Consider the following 23,403-nt stretch of genomic DNA (forward strand, 5'->3'; position numbering starts at 1 on the left):
TTTTATTTACAAGTTATTATTTTTTCTATTTAAATCTTTATCTTCAGTAATGTGTTCATTGCCTTCAAGGCGGGCTTCTTCTTTTTTTAGATTTTCTGTTACCTGCTGAGTTTCCTGAACTTCCCGTTTGCCCACTACAATTTCTTCCGTGACAACAGGCTTTTTGGTAACTTCCACACGTTCTTCAGTAATAGGAATCCTGATTGTTTCATCATCTGCAATAGGTGAGGAGCTTACACCGGCCACATCATCCACTTTTCTTCTTTCTACATATACCTCTTCATGCTCCACCGGTACATTAACTGTTGTTTGTTCTTCCACAACGTCTTTATGGATTTCAACCTCCCCGGTCTGTACACGTTCCTTAGACACATCCAGCTGTTCCTCCCGCAGTTTTAATGATTGCTCATCATCTGCAGCTGAATTTCTTAGCGCATCATATCCGCCAGTGTAAGTGCTGTCCACTTCGGCTTCAGCTGTCCCGGCACCGGTAAAGCCGGCTGCAGCATCAATTCTATCACTGTATAAAATGATTTTCCCTTCATTCACATACGTTTCATATTTGCGGGCTTCATCCTCTGACATGCCCAATTCTCTGAACTTTTCACCTGCAGAATCACTGCTCATACGGTCATCATCAAACCAGGATGCCAGACTATTTAAGAAACCAGCACTTTCACTGCTGTCTCTATTCTTAGTCTCGAAGGTCTCTGTATGAACACCGGTTTTATCTTCAAGAGATGTATCCAGATGTTCGGTCTGCGCAATGATTGAAAGATCCTGAACAGGGTAGCCGTCATTTTGCAGTTCTTGAATAGCATCTACTACTTCCCTTTGTGAATTATAAACTCCAATAATAGTGGTATCCATTTGTAAAAACCTCCTTATTTTCTCTTAAGTTTTTGGAAAAATTTAAGCACATTGGTTATATTCCCGCGGCCAAGAAGACCAAACGAGGTTAATTTTGGAATCACCAAAATATTATTTTGAATTATCAAATAATTAATGAAAGTTTTTAAGTTTCAGGAATAAGTTTTACAAGGGGGGTGAGTACAAGGAATTACTCCGGTCAGTTTTGGTAAAATAACTCTTCGCCGGGTGGAATCTAAATGGAAATTAAAATAGGAATATATTAATAATCTTACACGCTTTACCATGGTATTGTACTAAAACTAATTTTTTCGAAAAATATTACTATTAGGAAAATAATGTTTTGACAGAGTATCAAAAAATAGCTATACTAGGCTTAGTTAGATTTAATTATCTGAAAATATAAAAAGTTCCCATTGTTCTTTTTAATTGGGAGAATTTACAGGGGGTAGGATTTACTATGGATAATCGTCCGCAGTGGGGATCCAGAGCTGGATTTATTATGGCAGCTGTGGGTTCAGCAATTGGTCTAGGGAACATTTGGCGTTTCCCGGCAGTTGCTTATGAAAATGGAGGGGGAGCATTCTTTTTTCCATATTTGTTTGCCTTGCTGACAGCAGGTATTCCGCTTTTGATCATGGAATTTACAATTGGCCATAAGTATCGCGGATCTGCACCTTTGTCTTATGCAAGATTAAGTAAAAAATACGAATGGCTGGGCTGGTGGCAGGTCGCCATTTCATTTGTAATCTCAACCTATTATGCAGTTATCATCGCATGGGCAATGTCATATGCCGGCTTTTCGTTTAACCTAAAATGGGGTGACGATCCAAACGGATTCCTATTTGGAGAATATTTAAAGCTTGCAGAAACACCTGGAGATGTAGGCGGAATTGTACCTGGAGTATTCATACCTTTAGTTATTGTTTGGGTTGTGACACTTGGTATTCTATTTAAAGGGATTAAAAAAGGTATCGAAATTGCGAACAAAATCTTTATTCCTGTCCTTGTAGTATTATTCCTAATTATTGTTGTTCGCGCGTTGACTCTTGATGGAGCTGCTGCTGGTTTAGATGCATTCTTTAAGCCAAACTGGGAAATGATAGCGAATCCTAAAGTCTGGGTTGCTGCCTACGGCCAGATTTTCTTCAGCTTATCGATTGGATTTGCCATCATGGTAACCTATTCAAGCTACCTTCCAAAGAAAACGGATTTGACAAACAGCGCCTTCATTACCGGCTTTGCAAACTCCGGTTTTGAACTTCTTGCCGGTATCGGTGTATTTGCGGCATTAGGATTTATGGCTGCACAGCAGGGTGTAGGCATTAATGAGGTTGTATCATCAGGTGTGGGATTGGCATTCGTTGTATTCCCGCAGATCATTAACGAATTCCCTGCTTTAAATGGCTTATTTGGTTCCTTCTTCTTTATCTGTTTAACACTTGCCGGTTTAACATCGTTAATCTCAATTGTTGAAACATTTGTTGCTGGTGTGCAGGATAAGTTTAATGTTTCACGTAATAAAGCAGTTTTTGTAGGCGGAGGTTTATCTGCTGTTATTTCCATCCTCTTTGCGACACAGGGCGGTTTATACTTCCTTGATGCAGCAGACTACTTCATCAACCAATTTGGCGTTGCCTTAGCAGGATTAGTGCAGGTAGTTATTGTAGGCTGGGTGTTAAAAGAGCTGAAAAATCTTCAGAACCATGCAGATGCTGTTTCTGATATTAGACTTGGTTCCTGGTGGAAGGTTTGCTTGACAGCAATTACGCCAATTGTGCTTGGGTATATGATGGTTCAAAATATCATTACGAATATTAAAGAGAATTATGAAGGGTATCCTACCAGCTTCCTTCTCTATACCGGATGGGGAGTAGCAATAGGAGCCATTATCTTAGGATTTGTATTTATGGCCATTAAAAAGAACGATACACAGTCTAAGCTTACAATACCAGTTGATAAGGAGGTATCTCAATAATGTCTGGAAGTGCAATTACAATGATGGTGGTTGGGATGCTCATTATCTGGGGCGGTCTTGCAGCAAGTGTCATGAATGCTGTGTCCAAAGCAAAAAAAGCTAAATAATTTTTGAAGGACTGCCTGGTAATTGGGCAGTCCTTTTATCTTTATCGCAGTCTAACGGGCAGTAAGCCCCCTGCTTCTTGACTTAGAGGAGTCAAAGGAGGATAAGGAGGGCTCAAACTGCCTAAAGACCGAAATAACAACAAAGATTAAACTGCGTTCTGTGGCAACGTCTTTGTGGCCGACTTCCTCTGGGCCTCAACTAACAATCAGTGTGGGATAAGGAAACCCCCTGCTGATTGAAGTATCACTTTATTTTTTTCTGGCTTTTATCCGATCCTGCCTTTCCCATAATCTTAAGTGTGGATATGGATCGTAGGACCATTCAGTATAGCCATTGTCTTTGTATATTCCATAATGGAGATGAGGCGGGAATTTGCCTGATGTACCCGGAGGCCCGTATCCGGAGCTTCCGACCCCTCCAATCAACATTCCAGGTTCAACAATTTGCCCCACTTTCAGGTCTTTTGCAAACCCGCTTAAATGAGCAAAGTAATGGTAGTTGTTATTAATATCACGGATGCCAATTCTCCATCCTCCATATTTGTTCCAGCCCTTCATTTCCACTATTCCATATGAAGTAGCCCGGACTGGTACCCCATAATCAGCAAAAATATCGGTTCCTTCATGAATCCGTCTTCCGCCCCAGCCCCTTGCGTCACCCCATGTATTTCTATAGCTGTAATTGCTCCTCAGGGGGACAGGGAAGGCGTGATCATCGAGATCAAGGCGGCCGAACTGTTTGTAAATTTGGGCTTTTCCGATGATAATGCCAACGGCTTTATCGCGCTTATAATAATTCCATAATCCAATTTTTAAATTATCATGGTCTGTACCATAGGTTAGAAGGAAATTTGCAAAAGAATGAAGAACATCTTCATCACTTTTCAAGCTGGCTTTACCGTCTCCATCTCCGTCAATTCCTATTCCATTGAAAAATTGAATGGATGCAGGGTTTTCATCAGCCGGATTTGGATTCAAAATTCCCGCCCATTCTTCTGGTTTGAAGTAGATTCCTGTAATGCCCTCCGCTTTCGGAATGTCCCTTCTTGACTGCCGGACATTCCTTTCATACTGGTCAATCCCCGCAAGGTAATACCAGGGAATGTTCGTAACAGCTTCAACTCTTTTATATAAGGCCAATCTTTGTTTATATATATCAGCTGCATTTTCTTGAGCACTGACTGTACATAAGGAAATCAGAAAAAACGATAAGGCCGCAGCAGCGGTAAATATAATCCGCACGGAAATCCTCCCTTCTGTGATGGTCTGCTTATATAGTTTGTGATGATTGGATAATTTAATAAATATCAATTAATGGTAATACCAGAATCTTCGGCTTGTCCTCTTCAATTCATTATGATAAAGTGGCATCAGGTGAAGCCTAATCAGCTTAGTTGGATTTGTAAATGACTGGCTTTTAAGGCGGGAATGCATAAATTCTGAAGTGGAAAACTGTCTAGCTCAAGCACAAAACCCCCTCGGACTTTCCGCAGGGGCGGACACGGGCGCTTGCGCTTTTCTTTACGTCTAGCTTCAGTCTAAGGAGTGGGAAAATGAGCAAGAAAGAAGAGTATTTGCGCAAGCCGGAATGGCTGAAAATAAAGTTGAATACAAATGAAAATTATACGGGTCTTAAAAAAATGATGAGGGAAAAGAACCTGCACACAGTTTGTGAAGAAGCTAAGTGTCCCAATATTCATGAATGCTGGGCAGTCAGAAGAACGGCTACATTTATGATTCTTGGCGATGTTTGTACGCGTGCCTGCCGCTTCTGTGCTGTCAAAACGGGCCTCCCGACAGAATTGGATCTTCAGGAGCCGGAACGCGTGGCTGATTCCGTGGCACTTATGAACTTAAAGCATGCTGTGGTAACAGCTGTTGCAAGGGATGATCTTAAGGACGGAGGTGCAGCTGTTTTCGCAGAAACAGTACGTGCCATCAGAAGAAAAAGTCCGTTCACTACCATTGAAGTATTGCCTTCCGACATGGGCGGTGTTTATGAAAACCTGAAAACTCTTATGGATGCCCGTCCTGATATACTTAATCATAATATTGAAACGGTTGAGCGTCTGACTCCAAGAGTAAGAGCACGTGCAAAATATAAGCGCTCTCTTGAATTTTTAAAGCGTGCAAAAGAAATGCAGCCGGATATTCCTACAAAATCCAGCCTGATGATTGGGCTTGGCGAAACGAAAGAGGAAATCATCGCGGTAATGGATGATCTGCGTGCTCATGATGTGGACATTATGACAATAGGTCAGTACCTGCAGCCATCCAAAAAGCATTTAAAAGTGCTGAAATATTATTCACCTGAAGAGTTCCAGGAGCTGAAGGACATTGCAATGAGCAAAGGATTCAGCCACTGTGAAGCAGGTCCTCTTGTCCGTTCTTCCTACCATGCGGATGAACAGGTAAATGCGGCAGCAAAACAAAAGCAGATTTTGGGAGAAAAGGAAATTAAGCAAGCATAAAGTAAAGAGAGCCCAGCGCCATCGCTGGACTCTCTTTTTTGTAATAAGAATTTTGGGTTAACGGTTCCCTGCTCGTTTAACGGCTTCTCCAAGGTCATCTTTATCCATGTCATCGTTTCTTTCGCCTTGCATTTCACCGTTTTCATTTTCACTTTCGCTCATTTTTTCTCCCTGAGGAGATTTGAGCATTTGTTTGATTAATTGGTTAATGCCGTGTTCAGCATTTCGTCCATCTGAATCAACTGTTGCATAGTTTTCAACATTTCTTCTTAATGAAGTGTCATCACTGACATAAACATGATACCATCTTGGCACCACAGACATGGCCATCTTTTTAACCTGATCAGCTGTCTGGCTGCGATTTTTTGTATCAGTGTTGTATACAATCAAGACCTCTTCATCCGTTACAAGTGTTGAAATATCATCCACATTCGGAATTTCTGTGCAGTATTTGCCGATTATGTCTGCAACCTGTTCACGATCAATGGCAGCATAGTGATCTGCTGAAACATTATCTCCCATGATAGGGCTTTTTTGATGGCGTACATATCCGAAATCTTCTCCAACATTGTTTCGGCCGTTTCTTCCGTTGCCCGTATCCCGATTATATAAGTCAGCACGCTGATCATTTACATTTATGGTGTGGCCGGTTTCTTCATAGATATCTTCTTTTGCGGCATTATTTTGGCATGCAGTCAATGCAGCTATTCCGCTAATGCCTAGAATGATTAGTGATTTCTTCATTATAAACACCTCCTCATTTATAGAATTGCCACGCCTGAATTTTTTTCTCTTAGTAATTGATGGTGAATCAGTTATAATTTAAATAAGACAAATTATTGGTTTTGTTTCATATCATTGTTCTTTCCAATATAATACTGTTAGATATGCTCTTAAAATGAGGTGAAAAAATTGGTTTGCATTAATAATATTTGTTATGAATTGATCCAGGAAGAGCGGAATGGTTTTAATGAAGAAGCATTTCGGGGGAGATATAGCGAAATTTTATCCAGATATGACTATATCGTTGGAGACTGGGGATATGGACAGCTGCGTCTCCGCGGTTTTTTCGATGACCAGAGCCAGAAGGCTTCATTTGATACAAAAATAAGCACACTTACAGAATACCTTTACGAATTCTGTAACTTCGGCTGTGCCTATTTTGTTGTGAAAAAGGTTAAAAGCTAAAAAGGGCAGGGGGAAACCCGGCCCTTTTATTGGCTTTCCTTAAGTCTCTGTGTAAGGCGGTTCTTCGTTTTTATCAGGGTCATCATGCGGTGGATGTGCCCCTGGCATTTGCCGAGGCAAGTTTTGATGAAGGGACTTGAACTCATAGTTAAAGGCGCTGTAATAGCGCTGGCCCTCCTGCCAAGGGGTGCTTTTATTCTCTACGGGTTCATCCGCATTTCTGGGAGCGCCGTACGCACCTTCAGGCAAGTCCTCAGGAATCAGGAAGTTCCTTTGTGTTTCCACATTTGAGAAATCGGTGTATGTGCGTCTTTCTTTATCGTCCATGCCATCACTCCTTAGGAAGTTATATGAAGCAGGGTCTATAAAGAAGAAAAGGAGAACCCATTAAAATAGGTTCCCCTTTAGTATCTGTTCATTATCGTATATTAAACGATTTCCGTCAGAAATGATTTAAGGTCCTCTGCATCTTCCTCAGAAAGCTGAAAAACATGCTCAAGATAGCCTTCTTCCTTTAAGTCATCTTCTCCAATGATGGCAAAGCGGCTTCCCTGGATATCAAGGACCAATTGTTTGCCGTAATAGCGATCTGAACGAATGATAGCTAAATCGAATCGCTGATTTTCTCCCATAAAGCTGACAAATCTGGTTTTTGTATCTTCAAGATCATCATATAAGAAAAAGCGTTCTGCCAAATATAACACTCCTTAGCTGTTTTATATACCGATTATAGCATGTCTTTTTAAGGTTTATCCCCCAAGAACTGAAATTACTCAAGGTGAATCCCATTGAAGGTATTGAAAACTTTATATACAATAAAGAAGTAAAGAGAACTTTAGGGTTTCGGGTGGCTGTGGATGACACGGGTGCAGGGCAGATGCTTTAACCAGGAGCCTGAAATCTTCATAGGAGGAACGACGCATTATGTATTTCGTAGACAGGGAAAAGATTGAAGTCACACTCAGTTATCTTGAACAGCAAATCTCCCTTTTTGAAGAAGTGAAAGAGTGGACATCCCCTATTGAAAAGGCAGCATTGGAACGAGTTGCCCAAATTATGATTGAAGCAATCCTGGATATAGGAAATACGATGATAGACGGTTTTATCATGAGGGATCCAGGCAGCTACGATGATATTGTGGATATTCTTGATGATGAAAAAGTAATCAGCAAAGAAATGAGCGAAAGCTTTAAACAATTCATTACATATCGGAAAGTGCTCGTCCAAAACTACACAGATGTCAATCATGAGGAGCTAAAGGCAGCGATAAGCAGCCATATTCCTATGATTAAAAAGTTTCCAGGCAGGGTCAGAGAGTATTTGATTAATGAACTCGGACCGGTTTCTGCTTTTAAACCTCAATAAGGATCGGAGAAATCCGATCTTTTTCTCTATGGCACATTAAAGAGAAGGCCGGTGAATGTGATGCAAATTGGAGAAAACTCCACAAGAGATATGATTCTAAGGCTAATCAAAACCGCGGGCAGGCAATCCATATTGAAAATGGCCCGCAAGCTGGAAATATCCGAAATGGCCGTTAGAAAGCATATTCAGGTCCTTGAAAAGGACGGGTTTATTACATCTGCTATCCAGAGGCAAACAAAAGGTCGCCCTTCCAAGCTTTATCAGCTAACAGCCAAAGGAGAAGATCTGTTTCCGAAAAAATACAAGCAGCTAAGTGTGGAATTATTAACAGAATTAAAAAGCATGGGGTACGGCCATTTAATTACTGAGTTGTTTTCCAGGAAAAAAAGCCGCCTCATACATCAGTATGAGTTCAAAACAGCTGGGAAATCCTTCTCCGAAAAGCTTCAAATTCTGGAAGAAATCCTGCTGCATGAAGGCTTTATGCCAGAAGTCCGTTTAGAGGAAGGCCAGGTCCATCTTAAAGAATTCAATTGTCCATATATTGAAACTGCAGAGGAATTTAAACAAATCTGCAGATCTGAAAAGGAATTTATCAAAGATTTTCTTTCAGCAGATAAAGTTGATATCAAATCCTGCATGGCTGCGGGGGATGGATGCTGTCATTATATAATAAAGCAAGATTAAGCGAGGGCTCCTGTTCAAGGAGTTTTTTTTGCGGGAAATGCCGCATCTCCGGTAAACGTGAATAATTGCACAATTCACCCTGTTCCTTTAAGATAGCTTTTATGGGCTATAGCCAAGAAAAAAAGCAATACTTATAGGGATACTAATTAATGCATGAGCATATGGAGGAATGGTTTTGGAAAAATATAAAGGATATTTAATCGATTTAGATGGCACGATGTATCGCGGAACAGAGCTGATTAGTGAGGCTGCTGAATTTGTCAAAAAGCTTCGCGAACTGGATTTGCCCTATTTGTTTGTGACAAATAATTCGACAAGAACACCAGGCCAGGTGGCGGATAAGCTGGTGAAGTTTGGCATTCCTGCTGAAGAGCAGCAGGTGTTTACAACTAGCATGGCCACTGCCAACTACATATATGAACAGCAAAATGATGCTTCCGTATTTGTCATCGGAGAAGAAGGAATACGGGAAGCACTGTCTGAAAAGGGGCTAAGCTTTGCAGAGGAGAATGCAGACTTCGTTGTGGCAGGGCTTGACCGCTCAATTAACTATGAAAAGCTGTCCATTGCCTGTCTGGCTGTCCGGAATGGGGCAACTTTCATTTCCACAAACGGAGATATTGCCATTCCGACAGAAAGAGGTCTGCTGCCGGGTAATGGATCATTAACCTCTGTCATCACTGTATCGACACAAACTCAGCCTGTGTTTATCGGCAAGCCTGAATCAATTATCATGGAGCAGGCTTTGAAGGTTCTGGGAACCGCAAAGGAAGAAACTCTGATGGTTGGAGATAACTATGATACCGATATCTTAGCAGGTATGAATGCAGGTATGGATACCCTGCTTGTCCATACAGGCGTCACAACGAAAGAATTACTGAAGAGCTATGAGAGACAGCCGGATTTTGTGCTCGATTCATTAGCGGATTGGGACTTCAAATAGAAAAAGGATGGAGAAAAGTCTCCATCCTTTTTTAAAAGATAAGAAAGTATGATTTAAAGTTCGAGAAATGTCTAGCTCCAGCGCCTGCCCTCTCGAGGTCACAAGCTTGTCCAGTTGCGGCGCCTAGGGACTCTCGGGGTCATAAGTCGTTTCCTACTAGGTAACCGTCTTATGCCTGTCGTCCTCCACTTTTCTAGCAAGCCTCCCAAAAAGGCGCCTTTTCGAGAGGCTCGTCTTGTGCATGTGGCCCCCAGGAAGGGGATCATGCAGACGTTGCCACAGGACGTGGCGTTCTTAGTCTGCGTTCATTCGTAGGCAACGCGCTTGCGCTTTTCTTATTCCGCATTTTCAGCACTATGTGCAAGCCGGCTTGATGCGGCGGCAGCAATAGCTCCTACAATATCATCTAGGAATGTATGGCATCTGCCTGAACTCTTATCGTTCAAATCCTTCAGAATGCCCGGCTTTAATTTATCGATATATCCGAAATTGGTAAATCCGATTGAGCCATACACGTTTACAATGGATAAGGCCAATACTTCATCTGCACCGTATAATCCTTCATCTGTAGCGATAATCGTTTGCAGAGGCTCCAGGAGTTTCTTTTCCTCAGCAAGCATATCAAGCTGAATTCCCGTCAAAATGGCATTTTGCACTTCTCTTTTTGATAAAACACGCTCAACATTATAAATGCAATCTTTCATCTGTAAATCGGGGTGATATTTCTCCTGCAGGAAGAACACCAAATCAGCTATATCCTGTATTTCAACCCCTCTTTCATGTAGCCATTTACGTGCTGTCTGCTCTGTAATATTAACTGGTTTTTTTTCTTCATTCATTGGCTTCACCTTTTCTGGTTTATAGATGATTGCGGTAAGTACATGAGGTCTTTAAGGGACCTGTGTATTGCACTTTTAGATTCTTTTCACTATGTATATACCCTTTTTTTATCAAATATGCCCACTCTGGCTGTAACGGAAAAAATTCATTTTCTATATCATTTCCATGGTACACAGTCTTATCCAAGAAAACAACAAGTTTTGAAGCCTTCTATCATATATATCCCTTAAGGATCTCTTAAGAGTGAGGTGGTTTAATGTTTAGAAAGCTTTTGAAAGAACAATTTGGCATAGAAGCAGAAGATACAATAAGAATAGGAAAGTATGATGCGTGCCGGAAACAGGGGCATCTTTATTTGCTTGTGCCTGCGGGGCATATGGATGAAGAAGAGCTTGATGAACTGGATCGGATGGCAGAACACCTGGTCAATAACGGAGATAGAAATATAAGCACTTTTTTGAAAACAAAGGAAGGCAAGCAGTCCATTGACTGGAATGATAGCCGCTTTTGCATTTTAGTTAATCGTCATACCCTGAACAGAAAGCAGAATCAGTTTGGACGAAAGCTGGCAAAGTTCCATTACAGAGGCAGGAGCATTTCTTTTCCTGTGAAAAAAACCAGCAGGATTGGGCAATGGAAACAGCTTTGGGAGCAGCGGCTTGACCAAATGGAAAAGGTATGGAATGATATGCTTTTCCAAAAACCCGAAAATGATTTTGAGAGGATGTTTTTAGAGTCGTTTCCATACTATATGGGACTGGCTGAAAACTCAATACAGTATCTGGTGGATACTGAGCTTGATGATGAACCCGGAATGGCAGACAGCGGAACTGTTTGTCATATTAGACTAACATCTGCCACCTGGGGAGACAGTTATTATATGAAAAATCCATTTGACTGGGTATTTGACCACTCGGCCAGAGACTTGGCGGAATGGACACGGGAAAAATACTTTCATAATATCAAAACGTATCAGCCGGAACTACGCCAATTTTTATCAGAATATCAAAGTGTAGGGAGATTATCCTCCTTTTCATGGCGTTTATACTATGCCCGTCTTTTGTTTCCACTCCATTATTTTGAAACAATAGAGGATTATTATAGCACCAATTCTGAGCAGCAGAGACTGGTGCTTCAGGAGCGCCTCCAGAAGTATCTCTGGCAGTCTGATGACCATGAGCGTTTTCTGGGCAATTTTTTCGATTTTGCCGAAGTCCCGATAAAAAAACTGAGGATTCCTCTGGTAAATTGGATCAAGAGCTGAAAAAAGCAGGGAAATTCCCCTTTTTTGGCGAAAGGAACATAAAGCTGAGAATGTGAAAAGGGGATATTCCAATGAAACCATATGTATTTATCAGCAGGAAACTGCCTGAAGATGTTATCGCCATATTAAAAGACAAATACATTGTAGAAATGTGGGATCGGGAAGATGTGCAGGTTCCTTACGATGTATTGCTCCAACAAGCAGGAAAGGCGGATGCCCTTCTGACTGTGCTGTCAGATCCGGTAAATGAGGAAGTTCTGAAGGCGGGAGAGAAGCTGAAGATCGTGGCCAATATGGCTGTCGGCTATGATAATGTGGACGTTAATGCAGCGAAGAGGCTCGGTATTACAATTACCAATACACCAGAGGTATTAAATGATTCCACAGCCGACCTGACATTTGCGCTTGTGCTTGCTGCAGCCCGCCGAATGGTGGAGGCTGCTGAGTTCGTGAAGAAAGGCGATTGGAAGAGCTGGAGCCCGCTGCTCTTGGCAGGCCGGGATGTCCATCATAAAACTATCGGGATTGTAGGGATGGGGAATATCGGAAAAACAGTGGCAAAGCGCGCTGCTGGATTTGATATGGAGATTATATATCACAATCGCTCGAGGAAGCCGGATGCAGAACAGGAACTGGGAGCCCAGTATGTCAGCTTTGATGAGCTGCTCGAAAGGTCAGATTTCGTTGTCTGCCTGACGCCATTGACAGAGGAAACCAGAAATTTATTTAATCGAAATGCATTCCAGAAGATGAAAGACAAGGCCGTTTTTGTAAATGCATCAAGAGGGCCGGTTGTAAATGAACATGATTTATATGAAGCACTAAAGGCAGGAGAAATTGCAGCGGCAGGATTGGATGTTTTTGCAGAGGAGCCAATTGGCGAAGATCACCCTCTGCTGGAGCTGAAAAATGTAGTGGCTATGCCGCATATCGGAAGTGCAAGCATTGAAACGCGTTATAGCATGATGCGGCTGTGTGTGGAGAATATTGATCTAGTTCTTTCCGAAAAGAAACCGAAGACACCAGTCAAATAGAGGAATAAGGCATCCATAAAGGGTGCCTTTATTGATAGTAAAAAAATTTTAAAGTGCAATAGAATGGTGTGTTAAGCGCTTCCATCCTGTTTTTTCGGAAAATTCCCTATTGTAAAAATCCCAATTCCCCCCTATAATGTCTACTATACAAATACAAATGTACTTACATAGTGAACACTCAAAGGGGGAGCTAGCGTGGAATCAATCTCAATCGGTTTATTAGGGTTAGGAACAGTTGGATCAGGTGTCGTGCAAATCATTGAGAAACATCAGGATAAACTTATGCACCAGGTCGGCTGTCCGGTTGTTGTAAAGAAAGTTCTTGTTAAAGATGTAAATAAAGAACGAGCAGTTAAAATGGACAGGGATTTGCTGACGCTTAATCCTGAAGAAATTTTAAATGATGCTGATATAGATGTAGTGATTGAAGTAATGGGCGGTATAGAAGAAACCAGAAACCATTTAAAGAAAGCTTTGGATAATGGCAAGCATGTGGTGACGGCAAATAAGGACCTGATGGCGGTTTACGGTCCTGAATTGCTGGCCAGCGCTTCACAAAACGGGTGTGATCTCTTTTATGAGGCGAGTGTTGCCGGCGGCATCCCCATTTTAAGAGGACTGGTAGATGGTTTGGCTTCTGATAGAATTACTAAAATGATGGGAATTGTGAATGGGACAACGAACTTTATTTTGACAAAGATGAGCAAGAATGGGAGTGCCTATGAGGACGTTCTGAAAGAAGCACAGGAGCTGGGATATGCGGAGAGCGACCCGACTGCAGATGTTGAGGGCCTTGACGCAGCAAGGAAAATGGCGATCCTGTCTACACTGGGTTTTTCAATGAATATTGACCTTGATGACGTAAAGGTCAAAGGCATTACGGAGATTACAGAAGAGGACCTTCAGTATGGCAGGCAGCTTGGATACACCATGAAGCTGATTGGGATTGCCCATCGCGAGGGAGAGAAGGTTGAAGTAAGCGTCCAGCCTACTTTGCTGTCCGAGTCCCATCCCCTTGCATCAGTTCAGGATGAATACAATGCAGTATATGTATATGGTGAAGCAGTAGGGGAAACGATGTTCTACGGACCTGGGGCAGGCAGTCTTCCTACAGCGACAGCAGTCGTATCTGATCTCGTGGGGGTCATGAAAAATATGCGTCTTGGCGTCAATGGGAAAAGCGCAGTTGCCCCACAATATGATAAGAAATTAAAGGGTGCCGATGAAATTTATTCGAAGTATTTCCTAAGATTGCATGTAAAAGATGAAGTAGGGACATTTGCCAACATCACATCTATTTTTTCAGAGCATCATGTCAGTTTCGAGAAAATCCTGCAGCTTCCTTTAAAAGAAAAAGGGCTCGCTGAGATTGTGCTGGTTACCCACCAGGCATCTCTTCAGGATTATGAGGATATTTTAGTAAGTTTACGAGATTTGCCGGCAGTTCAAACAATTAAAAGTTCGTATCGTGTGGAAGGGAGTGCCAGAGTATGAGATGGGAAGGGTTAATTAAGACATATAAAGAATTTTTGCCAGTAAATGAAAATACACCAATGCTTACTTTAAATGAGGGCAATACTCCCCTGATCAGACTGGATAAGCTCTCAAGGGACTGGGGCATTGACCTTTATGTAAAAACAGAAGGAGCAAATCCTACAGGTTCATTTAAGGACAGAGGCATTGTTATGGCTGTTGCAAAGGCGAAAGAAGAAGGAAGCGATGCCATCATCTGTGCCTCCACCGGAAATACTTCTGCAGCTGCCGCTGCATATGCCGCAAGGGCCGGCTTGAGGTGTGTGGTAGTCATCCCTGAAGGGAAAATTGCCATGGGTAAACTTGCTCAGGCTGTTATGTATGGAGCGGAAGTAGTATCAATTGAAGGGAACTTCGACCAGGCGCTTGCAATGGTACGCAGAATAAGCGAAACAGAACCTTTTACTCTCGTAAACTCAGTTAATCCGTATCGGCTTGAGGGACAGAAAACAGCGGCCTTTGAAATTTGTGATCAGCTTGGAAGCGCTCCGGATATCCTGGCTCTGCCAGTCGGAAATGCCGGCAATATTTCTGCCTATTGGAAAGGATTTAAAGAGTACAATGAAGTAAGGGGTACAGGTCTTCCAAGAATGCACGGAGTACAGGCTGAAGGTGCAGCAGCCATTGTTCATAACCGTGTGTTTGAAAGTCCTGAAACAGTTGCAACAGCCATCAGAATCGGAAATCCAGCGAGCTGGGGCTTAGCCAATGCAGCATTGTCGGAATCAAATGGAAAAATTGATGAAGTCAGCGACGAAGAGATTCTGTGCATGTACCGTAAACTTGCTTCATCTGAAGGCATTTTTGCTGAGCCAGCTTCTTGTGCTTCACTTGCGGGGGTATATAAACAGCTGCGCAATGGAGAGATTCCTCATAAAACAAAAGTGGTGGCCATCCTGACTGGGAACGGACTAAAGGACCCAAATACAGCTATAGATTGCAGCCCTGTTAAGCCTGTTTTGCTTCCAAATGATGAAAAAGCAGTAGCGGATCTTATCAAGGGAGCCGTCCACATATGAGCGAAGGTGAAATGGTTGTCATCAAAGTACCCGGCAGCACGGCAAATCTCGGACCAGGCTTTGACTCGATTGGCCTTGCCTTAAATTTATATTTAACGCTTGAAGCCGAGAAGGCTGATCATTTTGAAATGATACCAATATCAGAGCCGCTAAGCATCTATCCTTCGGATGAATCCAATTTTATTTTTCAAGTTGCTATGAATACTGCGAAGAAGTATGGAAGAGAGCTTACAGGATGTAAGGCGCGCATTTCCAGTGACATCCCTCTTACACGGGGACTGGGGTCAAGTGCAGCAGCCATTGTGGCAGGGATTGAATTAGCTGATGTCCTATGTGATCTCCAGCTGACACAGTACGAGAAGCTTGAGCTGTCTTCCTGCATGGAGGGCCATCCTGATAACGCAGGCGCCTCCCTGCTCGGAGGCCTCGTTATTGGCTGCTTGTCAGAGGAAGAGGTATCTGTTCAAAATATTAAAAGCATAGAACTTGATGTTATAGCAGTGGTCCCGAAAGAAGAGCTCCTTACAAAGGAATCGAGAGGCGTTCTGCCTTCAGAATGGTCCTTTAGGGAAGCAGTCCAGGCCGGCGCAGTCGGCAATGTCATGGTAGCAGCCTTGCTAAGCGGGAATTTCGCCCTGGCAGGCAAGATGATGAGTGGAGACCTGTTCCATCATCCTTATCGAAAGAAGATGGTTCCGCATTTGGAGGTTATTGAAAAAGCAGCACCAGGGCTCGGAGCATTTGGAGTTGCCTTAAGCGGTGCCGGACCGGCGGTGCTCTGCCTGGCTGAGACTGGATGTGCTCCTGCAGTGGCAGAAGGGCTTAAGAGGCTGCTCCCGGACATGGAAATACTTCCACTGGAAATTGATCAGGGTGGCTGTACGGTTTTAAAAAAAAGCCCAGCTGAGCTGGAAGCCGGCCAATTCGTATAGAGCCAAATAAAAAAAAGCGATGTCATGCAGACATCGCTTTTTGTAAAGGAAAAATTAAAATACTTGTTCTACTTCGACTACACCAGGTACTTCTTCCAAAAGAGCGCGCTCAATACCGGCTTTCAACGTAATCGTTGAGCTTGGGCAGCTGCCGCATGCACCAAGAAGGCGCAATTTAACGATGCCATCTTCAACATCGACCAATTCGCAGTCCCCGCCATCGCGAAGAAGGAATGGGCGCAATTTATCTAATACTTCCTGAACTTGTTCAGTCATAGTTGTTTGTTCTGCCATGTGAAATCGACTCCTTTCCATACATTTATTATAATCAAATCAGTCATAAAAATCTATTCCAAGAACGTAATTTCCACTCATTAGGAGAATATTTTTACTGCGCTGCTCAATGTTAATGTTGTAAAATGAAGGGAAGAACAAGTTCAGCATAGGGGGAAAGAAGAGTGAAAAAAGAGATTGAGATCACAGTTTATGGTGCGGAACAGCTTTGTCCAAGCTGTGTGAACCTGCCATCATCAAAGGAAACTTATGAGTGGCTGGAGGCAGCACTATCCCGAAAATTTGCCAATCAGCCTTTTAAAATTGTGTATGTTGACATTCATAATCCACCTGAAGAAGAGGCTAAAAAGGAATTCGCACTAAGAGTAATAGAGGAAGATATGTTTTACCCGGTTGTTCTGATTGAGGATGAAATTGTTGGTGAAGGGAATCCAAAATTAAAAACGATCTATGCTGAAATGGAAAAGTACGGGTATCAGTCTGTTTAAAAAGGCCTTTTGTATTCCAAAGCTGGTGCAGCTGAAGGGAAGTTGCAGGGCAGGTAAGACCCGGAGACGCGGCAGCATCAAGGGAGACCAACTGCCCGGAGCACTGTTCGCTGAACAGCCAAAAGCAGAACTCAATGGACATCACTGATAGGCGAAAAACAATTAGGGTTAAAAAAACGAGCATCGATTCGGATGCTCGTTTTTTTCGGGTATAACATTGCTTCAATTACTATCCAGTGCGTGCCTCCCAAGATGCAACAGATCGGTAAGGCAAGGCCGCTTTCTTATCCATTATGGTATTTATACATCCAAAGTATTCCGGACTTCAGCAGGCGGGCCACTCGGCCTGTGATAGGGCGTTCTGCCACCAGTCCGAAACCGTGCTTTTTGCCCAGTGATCCAAGAATTCCTTTAAGCTTGATAACTGGCAATGTTTCAGGAAGCTCTTCGCCTTTCCAGCGTTTCAACAGGATTTGAACAATTTGCTCTGCCTGCCCTTCTGCAAGCTGGGCACTTGGTGCATGAGGAAGGCTCGCACAATCCCCTACCACATATACATGTTCATTTCCGGGAATATTATGATGTTTTGTTAAAACTACGCGTCCCTGCGGATCTTTTTCAACATTCATATCACGAACCACTTTGTTCGGCTGGATGCCGGCGGTCCATACGATGGCATCACATTGGATGGCTTCATCATGATTATAAAGGGTCTTTTCTTCTACTTTAGTAATATTGGATTGGTTGATAATTTCTACATTATGTTCTAAGAACCAGCTTTCTACATAGGTGCTTAATCTTTCGGAGAAGGCAGATAGTATATGCTTCCCTCTATCGAATAATTTGATTTTCAAATCCGGACGGCTTTCATTTAATTCAGAAGCCAGTTCCACTCCGCTTAATCCTGCACCGACAATTCCAACAACAGAGCCGGGTGATAGATTATTTAAAGCTTCATATGTTCTGCGGGATTTTTCAATAGTCTGGATGCTATATGTGTGAATGTCAGCTCCCGGAACGTTATGGTACTTATCTTCACATCCAAGCCCAATGATAATATCGTCATATGAAACAGGCTCTTCACCCTGAAGATAAACCTTGTTTTCCTCAATGCTGATCTTTGTTATTTCACCGTATTTAATGGTCAATCTTTCATGTTCAGGGAAGGATACACGCACATGCTGGTCAGAAATGGTACCGGCAGCAAGAGCGTAATATTCAGTCTTTAAACAATGATAAGGCACACGATCTATTAAGGTAATAGAGACATCATCGGGAAGCTGGTTGGGCAAAAGTCGGGCAAGTGCCCTCATGCCGCCATAGCCTCCGCCAAGTATCACAAGATTTTTCATAGTATATTTCCCCTTTATGTCCGTACTGATTGCTGTTGCCGAATCTAAATAAATGTTTTTAATTATCTTGAAAAAACAAATAAATGATATTATTAACCTCAAACCCATAAAAAGTATAACGAAATTGCGGCAAAATCACAACACAAATCAGCAGAGAACTTGACAATAAACGACATGTAGTGGTAATTATGCATACTTATAAAAGAAATTAGCGGAATCACTTTCTTGCAGAATTCGGGTAAAAAAGGTAGCATTAACAGGGTAGAGAGGTGAAAGATGTGATTAAGCCAATCATCGAATTTTGCATCAGCAATTTGGCCAGCGGCTCTCAAAAAGCGCTCGAACAGCTGGAAAAGGATTATGATCTGGATGTCATCGAATATGGCTGTCTAGGGTATTGCGGCAAATGTGCAAGCACTCTATTTGCACTTGTGAACGGAGAAGTGGTAACTGGAGAAACACCAGATGAACTGGTTGAAAATATATATCAATACCTGGATGAAAATCCGATGTTTTAATATAGAAAAGGAGCGAGTAAATTTCGCTCCTTTTCATATTCCTTAGTTAGCGGCAGGTTTTTGTTCATGCCTCATTTCATACCAGCGCTCTCTTGCCATTTCAATGATTTATGGCTCAGTGGAGCGGCTTTGCAGTTCAATTCCTTTTGAAAAATATTTAAGAGCCTGTTCAGACTGACGTGTCCTTCGGGAAAGCTCCCCAATCAGATAATAAATCCTCGTTTCAGACATAGATGATCCCCTAAAATCATCTGACATTAAAGACTCAAAATATTTCTTTAGAGCCAGTTTCAAAAAGCGCTGTTCCTGATCATTATTCTGCATAATCCGGAAAAGCCAGGCGAGTCTGACATGTAACCCAGCCATTATAATATGCTTCTCCCTTTTTAAAGTTCCTCAATATATAGCCAGTTTATAGGGGCTTACTGCAGCATGAATGGATCTATCCTGGCAAAAATCCTGAGGATTCCAGGCTTTTACAATTTGGAGAATGAATTATTCCAGGGATTCCGGCGGGAAATAAGGAGAAAAATCTTCCGATTCTGAGTATCCGAAATGATATAAAAGAGGGTTCATGCTTGCATCAGCATAAATAGGACAGAAATCACTGTCAAAATCAGCTGCTTTTACAAATCTGGAGCGGAGTTTTTTAGTGGTGAAACTCTGTTTGCAGACACTGCATTTGCAGTTGTTGTCATAAGTAGGCTTTAATTGCTGCATAGCATGCCAACTCCGGGGATGTTTAATGAGACTATTGTGCCATTATTGTCTTGGGTAATCGGGTATAAAGCTCTATTATTAGAATGTGTCACAGAAAAATTAGAAAATGTAAAAGCCGCTTAAGTTGAGCACATGCACTTTACTGTATATACTATGTTTATAGAAGTATCCTTATATGACAGGAGGGAATAACATGGAAAAAGTGGTGGATATAACAGAAGCAGCAGCTTTGCATATAAAAGAAATGATGAAGCAAAATGAGGAAGAAGAAGCGTTCTTGCGTGTAGCCGTTAAAGGAGGCGGGTGCAGCGGGCTTTCCTATGGAATGGGGTTTGCGCACGAAGTCGAGGAAGGGGATATCCAGTCAGAACACTATGGAATTCAGGTTCTTGTCAGCAAGGAAGACGCACCTATCTTGAATGGCACAAAAATTGATTATAAACAATCCATGATGGGCGGCGGATTCACAATCGACAATCCCAATGCCATAGCAAACTGCGGCTGCGGATCTTCTTTCCGCACAGCTGCAAATACAGGTACACCGGAAGAGTGTTAAATAACATAAAAAGGACGGTCCCAAATGGGCCGTCCTTTTCCTATTTTATTTCCCAAACAAAGAAGAACTGTGCATTGGCTGCACTTTCGCTTTTGGATCAATGTAGGATTTTGCGTGATTGACGGCAGTTGGCGCTTCACCGAAACCACAGGCAATAAGCTTAACCTTCCCGTCGTATGTGCAGATATCGCCGGCCGCATAAATGCCTTCGATATTTGTTTCCATTCTGGAGTTAACCACGATGGAGTTCTTTTCGATATCAAGACCCCATTCCTTAATTGGGCCAAGGGAGGAAACGAATCCGTAGTTAACGATGACAGCATCAACATCAAAAACTTCTTTCTCCTTTGAAGCCACACCTTCAAGTACGACTTGGCTAATTCCTTCACTGTCACCAATAAGCTCAGCAGGAATATAAGGTGTTTTAATTTCAACTTTAGAGTTCTGCAGATTTTCTACACTGTGCTCATGCGCACGGAATTTATCTCGGCGATGAATAATCGTGACTTTCTCAGCGATAGGCTCAAGCATTAATGCCCAGTCCACAGCAGAGTCCCCTCCGCCGAACACAACTACTTTTTTGCCGGCGAATTGATTTAAATCATCAATAAAGTAATGAAGGTTCTTGCCTTCGTACTGCACGGCGCTATCAAGTTCAAGACGGCGAGGCTGGAACGCGCCATTGCCGGCAGTGATAATAATGGTTTTTGAATAATGCACTTCTTTATTGGTTGTAAGCTTGAATGTTCCATCAGCCTGCTTTTCAAGTTTTTCAACAGATTGCTCAAGTGATACAGTGGGCTCGAATTTAGCCATTTGTTCCTTAAGATTATCAATCAATTCCTGGGCGCGGACTTTCGGGAATCCGGCAACATCGTATATGTATTTTTCAGGATAAAGAGCAGATAACTGTCCCCCAAGCTGAGGCAAGCTTTCAATAATTTTTACTGATGCTTGTCTCATGCCCCCGTAAAAAGCAGTGAATAAACCAGTTGGCCCCCCGCCAATGATGGTTATGTCATACACTTTTTGATCTTCTTTCATGCAATATCCCCCCACGTATGTATTAAAAATTCCATTCTTTATTTTAACATATATCGTTTGAAACCTCACGAATAGAGGTAAATATTATGAATAATCGGAAGACTTCAAGAGGACACATGAAATAGAAACACGAATATTTTTTAAATTTTTCCTAAAATTTTTAAGTTTTTCGTCTATTTTTTTAGGGTTGAAAAAGTATATGAAGTAGCATAAGATTAATGGAGGAATAATGTTAATATTTTATGACAATTTTTTTTGTGTTTTTTTGAATTAGTTCGTGAATAAAATCACAAAGTTTTTTTATGTTTTTTGCTATAAAAAATATAAAGCAGAGGAAGATAAGAAAACATTAGAAAATACTTAAAAAAGGTGGAAGTGATACACTTGAGAAAGCCAAAGATTGTAATCCTCGGTGGGGGCTACGGCGGTTTGATGGTTGCAACCCGTCTGCAGAAATCTGTAGGAACAAACGAAGCGGAAATCGTTTTAGTGAACAAGAATGACTACCATTATGAAACAACATGGCTGCACGAGGCATCTGCCGGAACACTTCATCATGATCGTGTACGCTATGATATAAAAGATGTTATTGACCGCAACAAAGTTGAATTCGTTCAGGGCACTGCTCTTGAAATTAAAGCTGAAGAAAAGAAAGTCATTTTGGAAAACGGCGAAATTGAGTATGATTATCTGGTTGTTGCTCTTGGTGCCGAACCGGAAACATTCGGTATTAAAGGACTTAAGGAACATGCATTTTCAATTGTCAATGTAAATGCTGCCCGTCAGATCCGCGAGCATATCGAATATCAATTTGCCACTTATAATACAGAAGCCGAGAAGAAAGACGAGCGCCTGACAATTGTTGTCGGCGGTGCAGGCTTCACTGGCATTGAATTCCTTGGTGAATTGGCTAACCGTGTACCTGAGCTTTGCAAAGAATATGATGTGGATTATCATAAAGTGAAAATCATTTGCGTGGAAGCAGCTCCAATGGTTCTTCCAGGCTTTGATCCTGAGCTTGTTAATTACGCTGTATCCCACTTGGAGAAAAAAGGCGTTCAATTTATGATCGGAACGGCTATTAAAGAAGCTACTCCTGAAGGAATCATCGTTGGCAAGGGTGAAGATGAAGTAGAAGAAATCAAAGCTGCAACAGTTGTCTGGGCTGCAGGTGTACGCGGAAATTCTATTATTGAAAAATCCGGCATCGAAGCAATGCGCGGCCGTGTAAAAGTTCAGCCTGACTTGCGCGCTCCTGGCCATGATAATATGTTTATCATCGGAGACTGCTCATTAATTATCAATGAAGAAATCAACCGTCCATACCCTCCTACTGCCCAAATTGCTATGCAGCAGGGTGAAGTATGTGCAAGAAACATTACTGCTTTAATCCGCAATAAAACTGACCTTGAAACGTTTACACCGGATATTAAAGGTACTGTTTGTTCTCTTGGTGAACACGATGCAATCGGTGTGGCATTTGGAAAGAAAATGGTTGGAACTAAAGCTTCATTCATGAAGAAGATGATCGATAACCGTGCTCTTTACATGGTTGGCGGACCTTCTCTTGTATTGAAAAAAGGTAAATTCAACGTTCTTTAATCAGTCAGCAATTATTTATATAAGGGGACGGACTCTAAAGTCTGTCCCTTTTTTTAATGGGGATTTTTCGTGATAGAATTATGTAAAAGGGGGGATTTGAATGGGAGTCGAACATAAAAGGGGAAAAGTGTGGCTTGCGGTTTCCGGGCTCGTAATTTCTCCTGAAGGCAACTGGCTTGTAGTTAAAAAGAAATATGGTGGCCTTAAAGGTAAATGGTCTCTGCCGGCTGGGTTTGTAGAACCGGGCGAAACTGCTGATGAAGCTGCAGTCCGGGAGGTAGAAGAGGAAACGGGAATAAAATGTACAGTGAAAGGCATGCTTGGGCTGCGCACAGGTGTTATAAAAGGGGAAGTCAGTGATAATATGATCTTGTTTTTGCTTGAAGCTGAGCCTGAACAATCATTAAAGGTTCAGGAAAGTGAGCTTTTCGATGTACAGTTTCGAAGACCCAAAGAGCTTGCAGATGACCCGAATGCATCAGTTATTCTAAAATACATATTGGATTCTTCGGATTCGTCTATAAAAACATTAATTGACGGAATTAATCCCGGGGATACTTTCGGTTACACTGCATATAAATTATTTTTATAATTTTCT

General features: G+C 42.1%; 25 protein-coding genes and 3 pseudogenes. 17 read left to right on the top strand and 11 right to left on the bottom strand.

The annotated features are described in order from the left end of the window. Positions 1–6 precede the first annotated feature (6 nt). Positions 7–870, bottom strand: coding sequence for a YsnF/AvaK domain-containing protein (locus NSQ49_RS16015; protein ID WP_159867984.1), 864 nt, complete (start codon positions 868–870; stop codon positions 7–9). 460 nt (positions 871–1,330) lie between these two features. Here NSQ49_RS16015 and NSQ49_RS16020 point away from each other — a divergent pair, with 460 nt between their 5' ends. Both NSQ49_RS16020 and NSQ49_RS16025 read left to right on the top strand, forming a co-directional pair. Beyond that, on the top strand, positions 1,331–2,848 hold the full coding sequence (locus NSQ49_RS16020; protein WP_159867981.1) for a sodium-dependent transporter: 1,518 nt from the start codon (positions 1,331–1,333) through the stop codon (positions 2,846–2,848). Beyond that, positions 2,848–2,955: a methionine/alanine import family NSS transporter small subunit gene (locus NSQ49_RS16025; RefSeq protein ID WP_159867978.1), complete on the top strand. Its 108-nt coding sequence runs from the start codon at positions 2,848–2,850 to the stop codon at positions 2,953–2,955. Before NSQ49_RS16020 ends, NSQ49_RS16025 begins: the two co-directional genes overlap by 1 nt. Positions 2,956–3,204: 249 nt before the next feature. Here NSQ49_RS16025 and NSQ49_RS16030 read toward each other — a convergent pair whose 3' ends face one another. Next, positions 3,205–4,197 carry a M23 family metallopeptidase gene (locus NSQ49_RS16030; RefSeq protein WP_159867975.1) on the bottom strand — a complete coding sequence of 331 codons (993 nt, stop codon included), beginning with the start codon at positions 4,195–4,197 and terminating at the stop codon, positions 3,205–3,207. Positions 4,198–4,505: 308 nt separating this feature from the next. Between NSQ49_RS16030 and lipA the strand changes: the two are divergent. After that, a pseudogene (gene lipA / locus NSQ49_RS16035) lies at positions 4,506–5,426 on the top strand (lipoyl synthase); the annotation flags it as partial. A 57-nt stretch (positions 5,427–5,483) separates the two neighbouring features. Here lipA and NSQ49_RS16040 read toward each other — a convergent pair. After that, positions 5,484–6,170 (bottom strand): YhcN/YlaJ family sporulation lipoprotein, encoded by a 687-nt coding sequence (locus NSQ49_RS16040; protein ID WP_159867969.1) that lies wholly within the window; start codon positions 6,168–6,170, stop codon positions 5,484–5,486. 168 nt (positions 6,171–6,338) lie between these two features. Between NSQ49_RS16040 and NSQ49_RS16045 the strand changes: the two genes are divergently transcribed. Then, positions 6,339–6,614: a YutD family protein gene (locus NSQ49_RS16045; RefSeq protein ID WP_159867966.1), complete on the top strand. Its 276-nt coding sequence runs from the start codon at positions 6,339–6,341 to the stop codon at positions 6,612–6,614. 39 nt (positions 6,615–6,653) lie between these two features. On the opposite strand, the gene NSQ49_RS16050 is transcribed toward NSQ49_RS16045, so the two are convergent. Both NSQ49_RS16050 and NSQ49_RS16055 read right to left on the bottom strand, forming a co-directional pair. Next, entirely contained in the window at positions 6,654–6,941 is a 288-nt protein-coding gene (locus NSQ49_RS16050; RefSeq protein WP_159867963.1) for a cytosolic protein, read from the bottom strand. Between the two features lie 101 nt (positions 6,942–7,042). After that, a complete protein-coding gene (locus NSQ49_RS16055) occupies positions 7,043–7,309 on the bottom strand; it encodes a DUF3055 domain-containing protein (RefSeq protein WP_159867960.1) in 267 nt (88 codons plus the stop codon). A gap of 229 nt (positions 7,310–7,538) precedes the next feature. On the opposite strand from NSQ49_RS16055, the gene hepT reads away from it, so the two are divergent. The 3 genes from hepT to NSQ49_RS16070 all read left to right on the top strand — a co-directional run bounded on the left by hepT (position 7,539) and on the right by NSQ49_RS16070 (position 9,609). Beyond that, positions 7,539–7,979, top strand: coding sequence for a type VII toxin-antitoxin system HepT family RNase toxin (gene hepT, locus NSQ49_RS16060; RefSeq protein ID WP_159867957.1), 441 nt, complete (start codon positions 7,539–7,541; stop codon positions 7,977–7,979). Positions 7,980–8,039: 60 nt separating this feature from the next. Continuing rightward, on the top strand, positions 8,040–8,666 hold the full coding sequence (locus tag NSQ49_RS16065) for a helix-turn-helix transcriptional regulator (RefSeq protein ID WP_159868052.1): 627 nt from the start codon (positions 8,040–8,042) through the stop codon (positions 8,664–8,666). A 175-nt stretch (positions 8,667–8,841) separates the two neighbouring features. Next, on the top strand, positions 8,842–9,609 hold the full coding sequence (locus NSQ49_RS16070; RefSeq protein WP_159867954.1) for a TIGR01457 family HAD-type hydrolase: 768 nt from the start codon (positions 8,842–8,844) through the stop codon (positions 9,607–9,609). A gap of 335 nt (positions 9,610–9,944) precedes the next feature. Here the strand turns inward: NSQ49_RS16070 and NSQ49_RS16075 are convergent, their stop codons facing one another. Then, complete coding sequence (locus NSQ49_RS16075) at positions 9,945–10,448, bottom strand: phosphatidylglycerophosphatase A family protein (RefSeq protein WP_159867951.1); 504 nt, start codon at positions 10,446–10,448, stop codon at positions 9,945–9,947. A gap of 257 nt (positions 10,449–10,705) precedes the next feature. On the opposite strand from NSQ49_RS16075, the gene yutH reads away from it, so the two are divergent. The 5 genes from yutH to thrB all read left to right on the top strand — a co-directional run bounded on the left by yutH (position 10,706) and on the right by thrB (position 16,231). Beyond that, a complete protein-coding gene (gene yutH, locus NSQ49_RS16080; protein ID WP_251284846.1) occupies positions 10,706–11,713 on the top strand; it encodes a spore coat putative kinase YutH in 1,008 nt (335 codons plus the stop codon). 71 nt (positions 11,714–11,784) lie between these two features. Continuing rightward, on the top strand, positions 11,785–12,747 hold the full coding sequence (locus NSQ49_RS16085; protein WP_251284845.1) for a 2-hydroxyacid dehydrogenase: 963 nt from the start codon (positions 11,785–11,787) through the stop codon (positions 12,745–12,747). A gap of 195 nt (positions 12,748–12,942) precedes the next feature. Further along, positions 12,943–14,241, top strand: a complete 1,299-nt coding sequence (locus NSQ49_RS16090) for a homoserine dehydrogenase (protein WP_159867942.1) — start codon at positions 12,943–12,945, stop codon at positions 14,239–14,241. Beyond that, positions 14,238–15,299: a threonine synthase gene (gene thrC, locus NSQ49_RS16095; protein ID WP_251284844.1), complete on the top strand. Its 1,062-nt coding sequence runs from the start codon at positions 14,238–14,240 to the stop codon at positions 15,297–15,299. The genes NSQ49_RS16090 and thrC overlap by 4 nt, the downstream gene beginning before the upstream one ends. Beyond that, complete coding sequence (gene thrB / locus NSQ49_RS16100; protein WP_285871202.1) at positions 15,296–16,231, top strand: homoserine kinase; 936 nt, start codon at positions 15,296–15,298, stop codon at positions 16,229–16,231. Before thrC ends, thrB begins: the two co-directional genes overlap by 4 nt. A gap of 54 nt (positions 16,232–16,285) precedes the next feature. Here thrB and NSQ49_RS16105 read toward each other — a convergent pair. Further along, positions 16,286–16,507 (bottom strand): annotated as a pseudogene (locus NSQ49_RS16105) (NifU family protein); the annotation flags it as partial. A gap of 182 nt (positions 16,508–16,689) precedes the next feature. On the opposite strand from NSQ49_RS16105, the gene NSQ49_RS16110 reads away from it, so the two are divergent. Continuing rightward, entirely contained in the window at positions 16,690–17,013 is a 324-nt protein-coding gene (locus NSQ49_RS16110; RefSeq protein ID WP_159867933.1) for a YuzD family protein, read from the top strand. 284 nt (positions 17,014–17,297) lie between these two features. Here the strand turns inward: NSQ49_RS16110 and NSQ49_RS16115 are convergent, their stop codons facing one another. After that, positions 17,298–18,365 carry an NAD(P)/FAD-dependent oxidoreductase gene (locus NSQ49_RS16115; protein WP_159867930.1) on the bottom strand — a complete coding sequence of 356 codons (1,068 nt, stop codon included), beginning with the start codon at positions 18,363–18,365 and terminating at the stop codon, positions 17,298–17,300. A gap of 278 nt (positions 18,366–18,643) precedes the next feature. Here NSQ49_RS16115 and NSQ49_RS16120 point away from each other — a divergent pair, with 278 nt between their 5' ends. Beyond that, positions 18,644–18,883, top strand: coding sequence for a YuzB family protein (locus tag NSQ49_RS16120; RefSeq protein ID WP_035331977.1), 240 nt, complete (start codon positions 18,644–18,646; stop codon positions 18,881–18,883). A 108-nt stretch (positions 18,884–18,991) separates the two neighbouring features. Here NSQ49_RS16120 and NSQ49_RS16125 read toward each other — a convergent pair. Further along, positions 18,992–19,261 (bottom strand): annotated as a pseudogene (locus tag NSQ49_RS16125) (DUF2225 domain-containing protein); the annotation flags it as partial. Positions 19,262–19,378: 117 nt separating this feature from the next. After that, positions 19,379–19,603, bottom strand: coding sequence for a DUF2225 domain-containing protein (locus tag NSQ49_RS16130; RefSeq protein WP_251284842.1), 225 nt, complete (start codon positions 19,601–19,603; stop codon positions 19,379–19,381). Between the two features lie 193 nt (positions 19,604–19,796). Between NSQ49_RS16130 and NSQ49_RS16135 the strand changes: the two genes are divergently transcribed. Then, positions 19,797–20,159: a HesB/IscA family protein gene (locus tag NSQ49_RS16135; RefSeq protein WP_251284841.1), complete on the top strand. Its 363-nt coding sequence runs from the start codon at positions 19,797–19,799 to the stop codon at positions 20,157–20,159. Between the two features lie 45 nt (positions 20,160–20,204). Here NSQ49_RS16135 and NSQ49_RS16140 read toward each other — a convergent pair whose 3' ends face one another. Next, positions 20,205–21,203: an NAD(P)/FAD-dependent oxidoreductase gene (locus NSQ49_RS16140; RefSeq protein ID WP_159867923.1), complete on the bottom strand. Its 999-nt coding sequence runs from the start codon at positions 21,201–21,203 to the stop codon at positions 20,205–20,207. Between the two features lie 384 nt (positions 21,204–21,587). On the opposite strand from NSQ49_RS16140, the gene NSQ49_RS16145 reads away from it, so the two are divergent. Both NSQ49_RS16145 and NSQ49_RS16150 read left to right on the top strand, forming a co-directional pair. After that, positions 21,588–22,805, top strand: coding sequence for an NAD(P)/FAD-dependent oxidoreductase (locus tag NSQ49_RS16145; protein ID WP_159867920.1), 1,218 nt, complete (start codon positions 21,588–21,590; stop codon positions 22,803–22,805). A 100-nt stretch (positions 22,806–22,905) separates the two neighbouring features. After that, positions 22,906–23,397 (top strand): NUDIX domain-containing protein, encoded by a 492-nt coding sequence (locus NSQ49_RS16150; RefSeq protein WP_159867917.1) that lies wholly within the window; start codon positions 22,906–22,908, stop codon positions 23,395–23,397. The last annotated feature ends 6 nt before the right edge of the window (positions 23,398–23,403 follow it).

The sequence above is a fragment of the Cytobacillus sp. FSL R5-0377 genome (assembly GCF_038004385.1).
Classification (GTDB): Bacteria; Bacillota; Bacilli; order Bacillales; family Cytobacillaceae; genus Cytobacillus.

Excerpts from the sequence above, each read along its gene's own strand:
- NSQ49_RS16020 (WP_159867981.1), top strand. The coding sequence starts at position 1,331 with ATGGATAATCGTCCGCAGTGGGGATCCAGAGCTGGATTTATTATGGCA.
- thrB (WP_285871202.1), top strand. The coding sequence starts at position 15,296 with ATGAGCGAAGGTGAAATGGTTGTCATCAAAGTACCCGGCAGCACGGCA.
- NSQ49_RS16025 (WP_159867978.1), top strand. The coding sequence starts at position 2,848 with ATGTCTGGAAGTGCAATTACAATGATGGTGGTTGGGATGCTCATTATC.
- NSQ49_RS16040 (WP_159867969.1), bottom strand. The coding sequence starts at position 6,170 with ATGAAGAAATCACTAATCATTCTAGGCATTAGCGGAATAGCTGCATTG.
- NSQ49_RS16130 (WP_251284842.1), bottom strand. The coding sequence starts at position 19,603 with ATGCAGCAATTAAAGCCTACTTATGACAACAACTGCAAATGCAGTGTC.
- NSQ49_RS16115 (WP_159867930.1), bottom strand. The coding sequence starts at position 18,365 with ATGAAAAATCTTGTGATACTTGGCGGAGGCTATGGCGGCATGAGGGCA.
- NSQ49_RS16140 (WP_159867923.1), bottom strand. The coding sequence starts at position 21,203 with ATGAAAGAAGATCAAAAAGTGTATGACATAACCATCATTGGCGGGGGG.
- NSQ49_RS16065 (WP_159868052.1), top strand. The coding sequence starts at position 8,040 with ATGCAAATTGGAGAAAACTCCACAAGAGATATGATTCTAAGGCTAATC.
- NSQ49_RS16150 (WP_159867917.1), top strand. The coding sequence starts at position 22,906 with ATGGGAGTCGAACATAAAAGGGGAAAAGTGTGGCTTGCGGTTTCCGGG.
- hepT (WP_159867957.1), top strand. The coding sequence starts at position 7,539 with ATGTATTTCGTAGACAGGGAAAAGATTGAAGTCACACTCAGTTATCTT.
- NSQ49_RS16050 (WP_159867963.1), bottom strand. The coding sequence starts at position 6,941 with ATGGACGATAAAGAAAGACGCACATACACCGATTTCTCAAATGTGGAA.
- NSQ49_RS16015 (WP_159867984.1), bottom strand. The coding sequence starts at position 870 with ATGGATACCACTATTATTGGAGTTTATAATTCACAAAGGGAAGTAGTA.
- thrC (WP_251284844.1), top strand. The coding sequence starts at position 14,238 with ATGAGATGGGAAGGGTTAATTAAGACATATAAAGAATTTTTGCCAGTA.
- NSQ49_RS16075 (WP_159867951.1), bottom strand. The coding sequence starts at position 10,448 with ATGAATGAAGAAAAAAAACCAGTTAATATTACAGAGCAGACAGCACGT.
- yutH (WP_251284846.1), top strand. The coding sequence starts at position 10,706 with ATGTTTAGAAAGCTTTTGAAAGAACAATTTGGCATAGAAGCAGAAGAT.
- NSQ49_RS16135 (WP_251284841.1), top strand. The coding sequence starts at position 19,797 with ATGGAAAAAGTGGTGGATATAACAGAAGCAGCAGCTTTGCATATAAAA.
- NSQ49_RS16085 (WP_251284845.1), top strand. The coding sequence starts at position 11,785 with ATGAAACCATATGTATTTATCAGCAGGAAACTGCCTGAAGATGTTATC.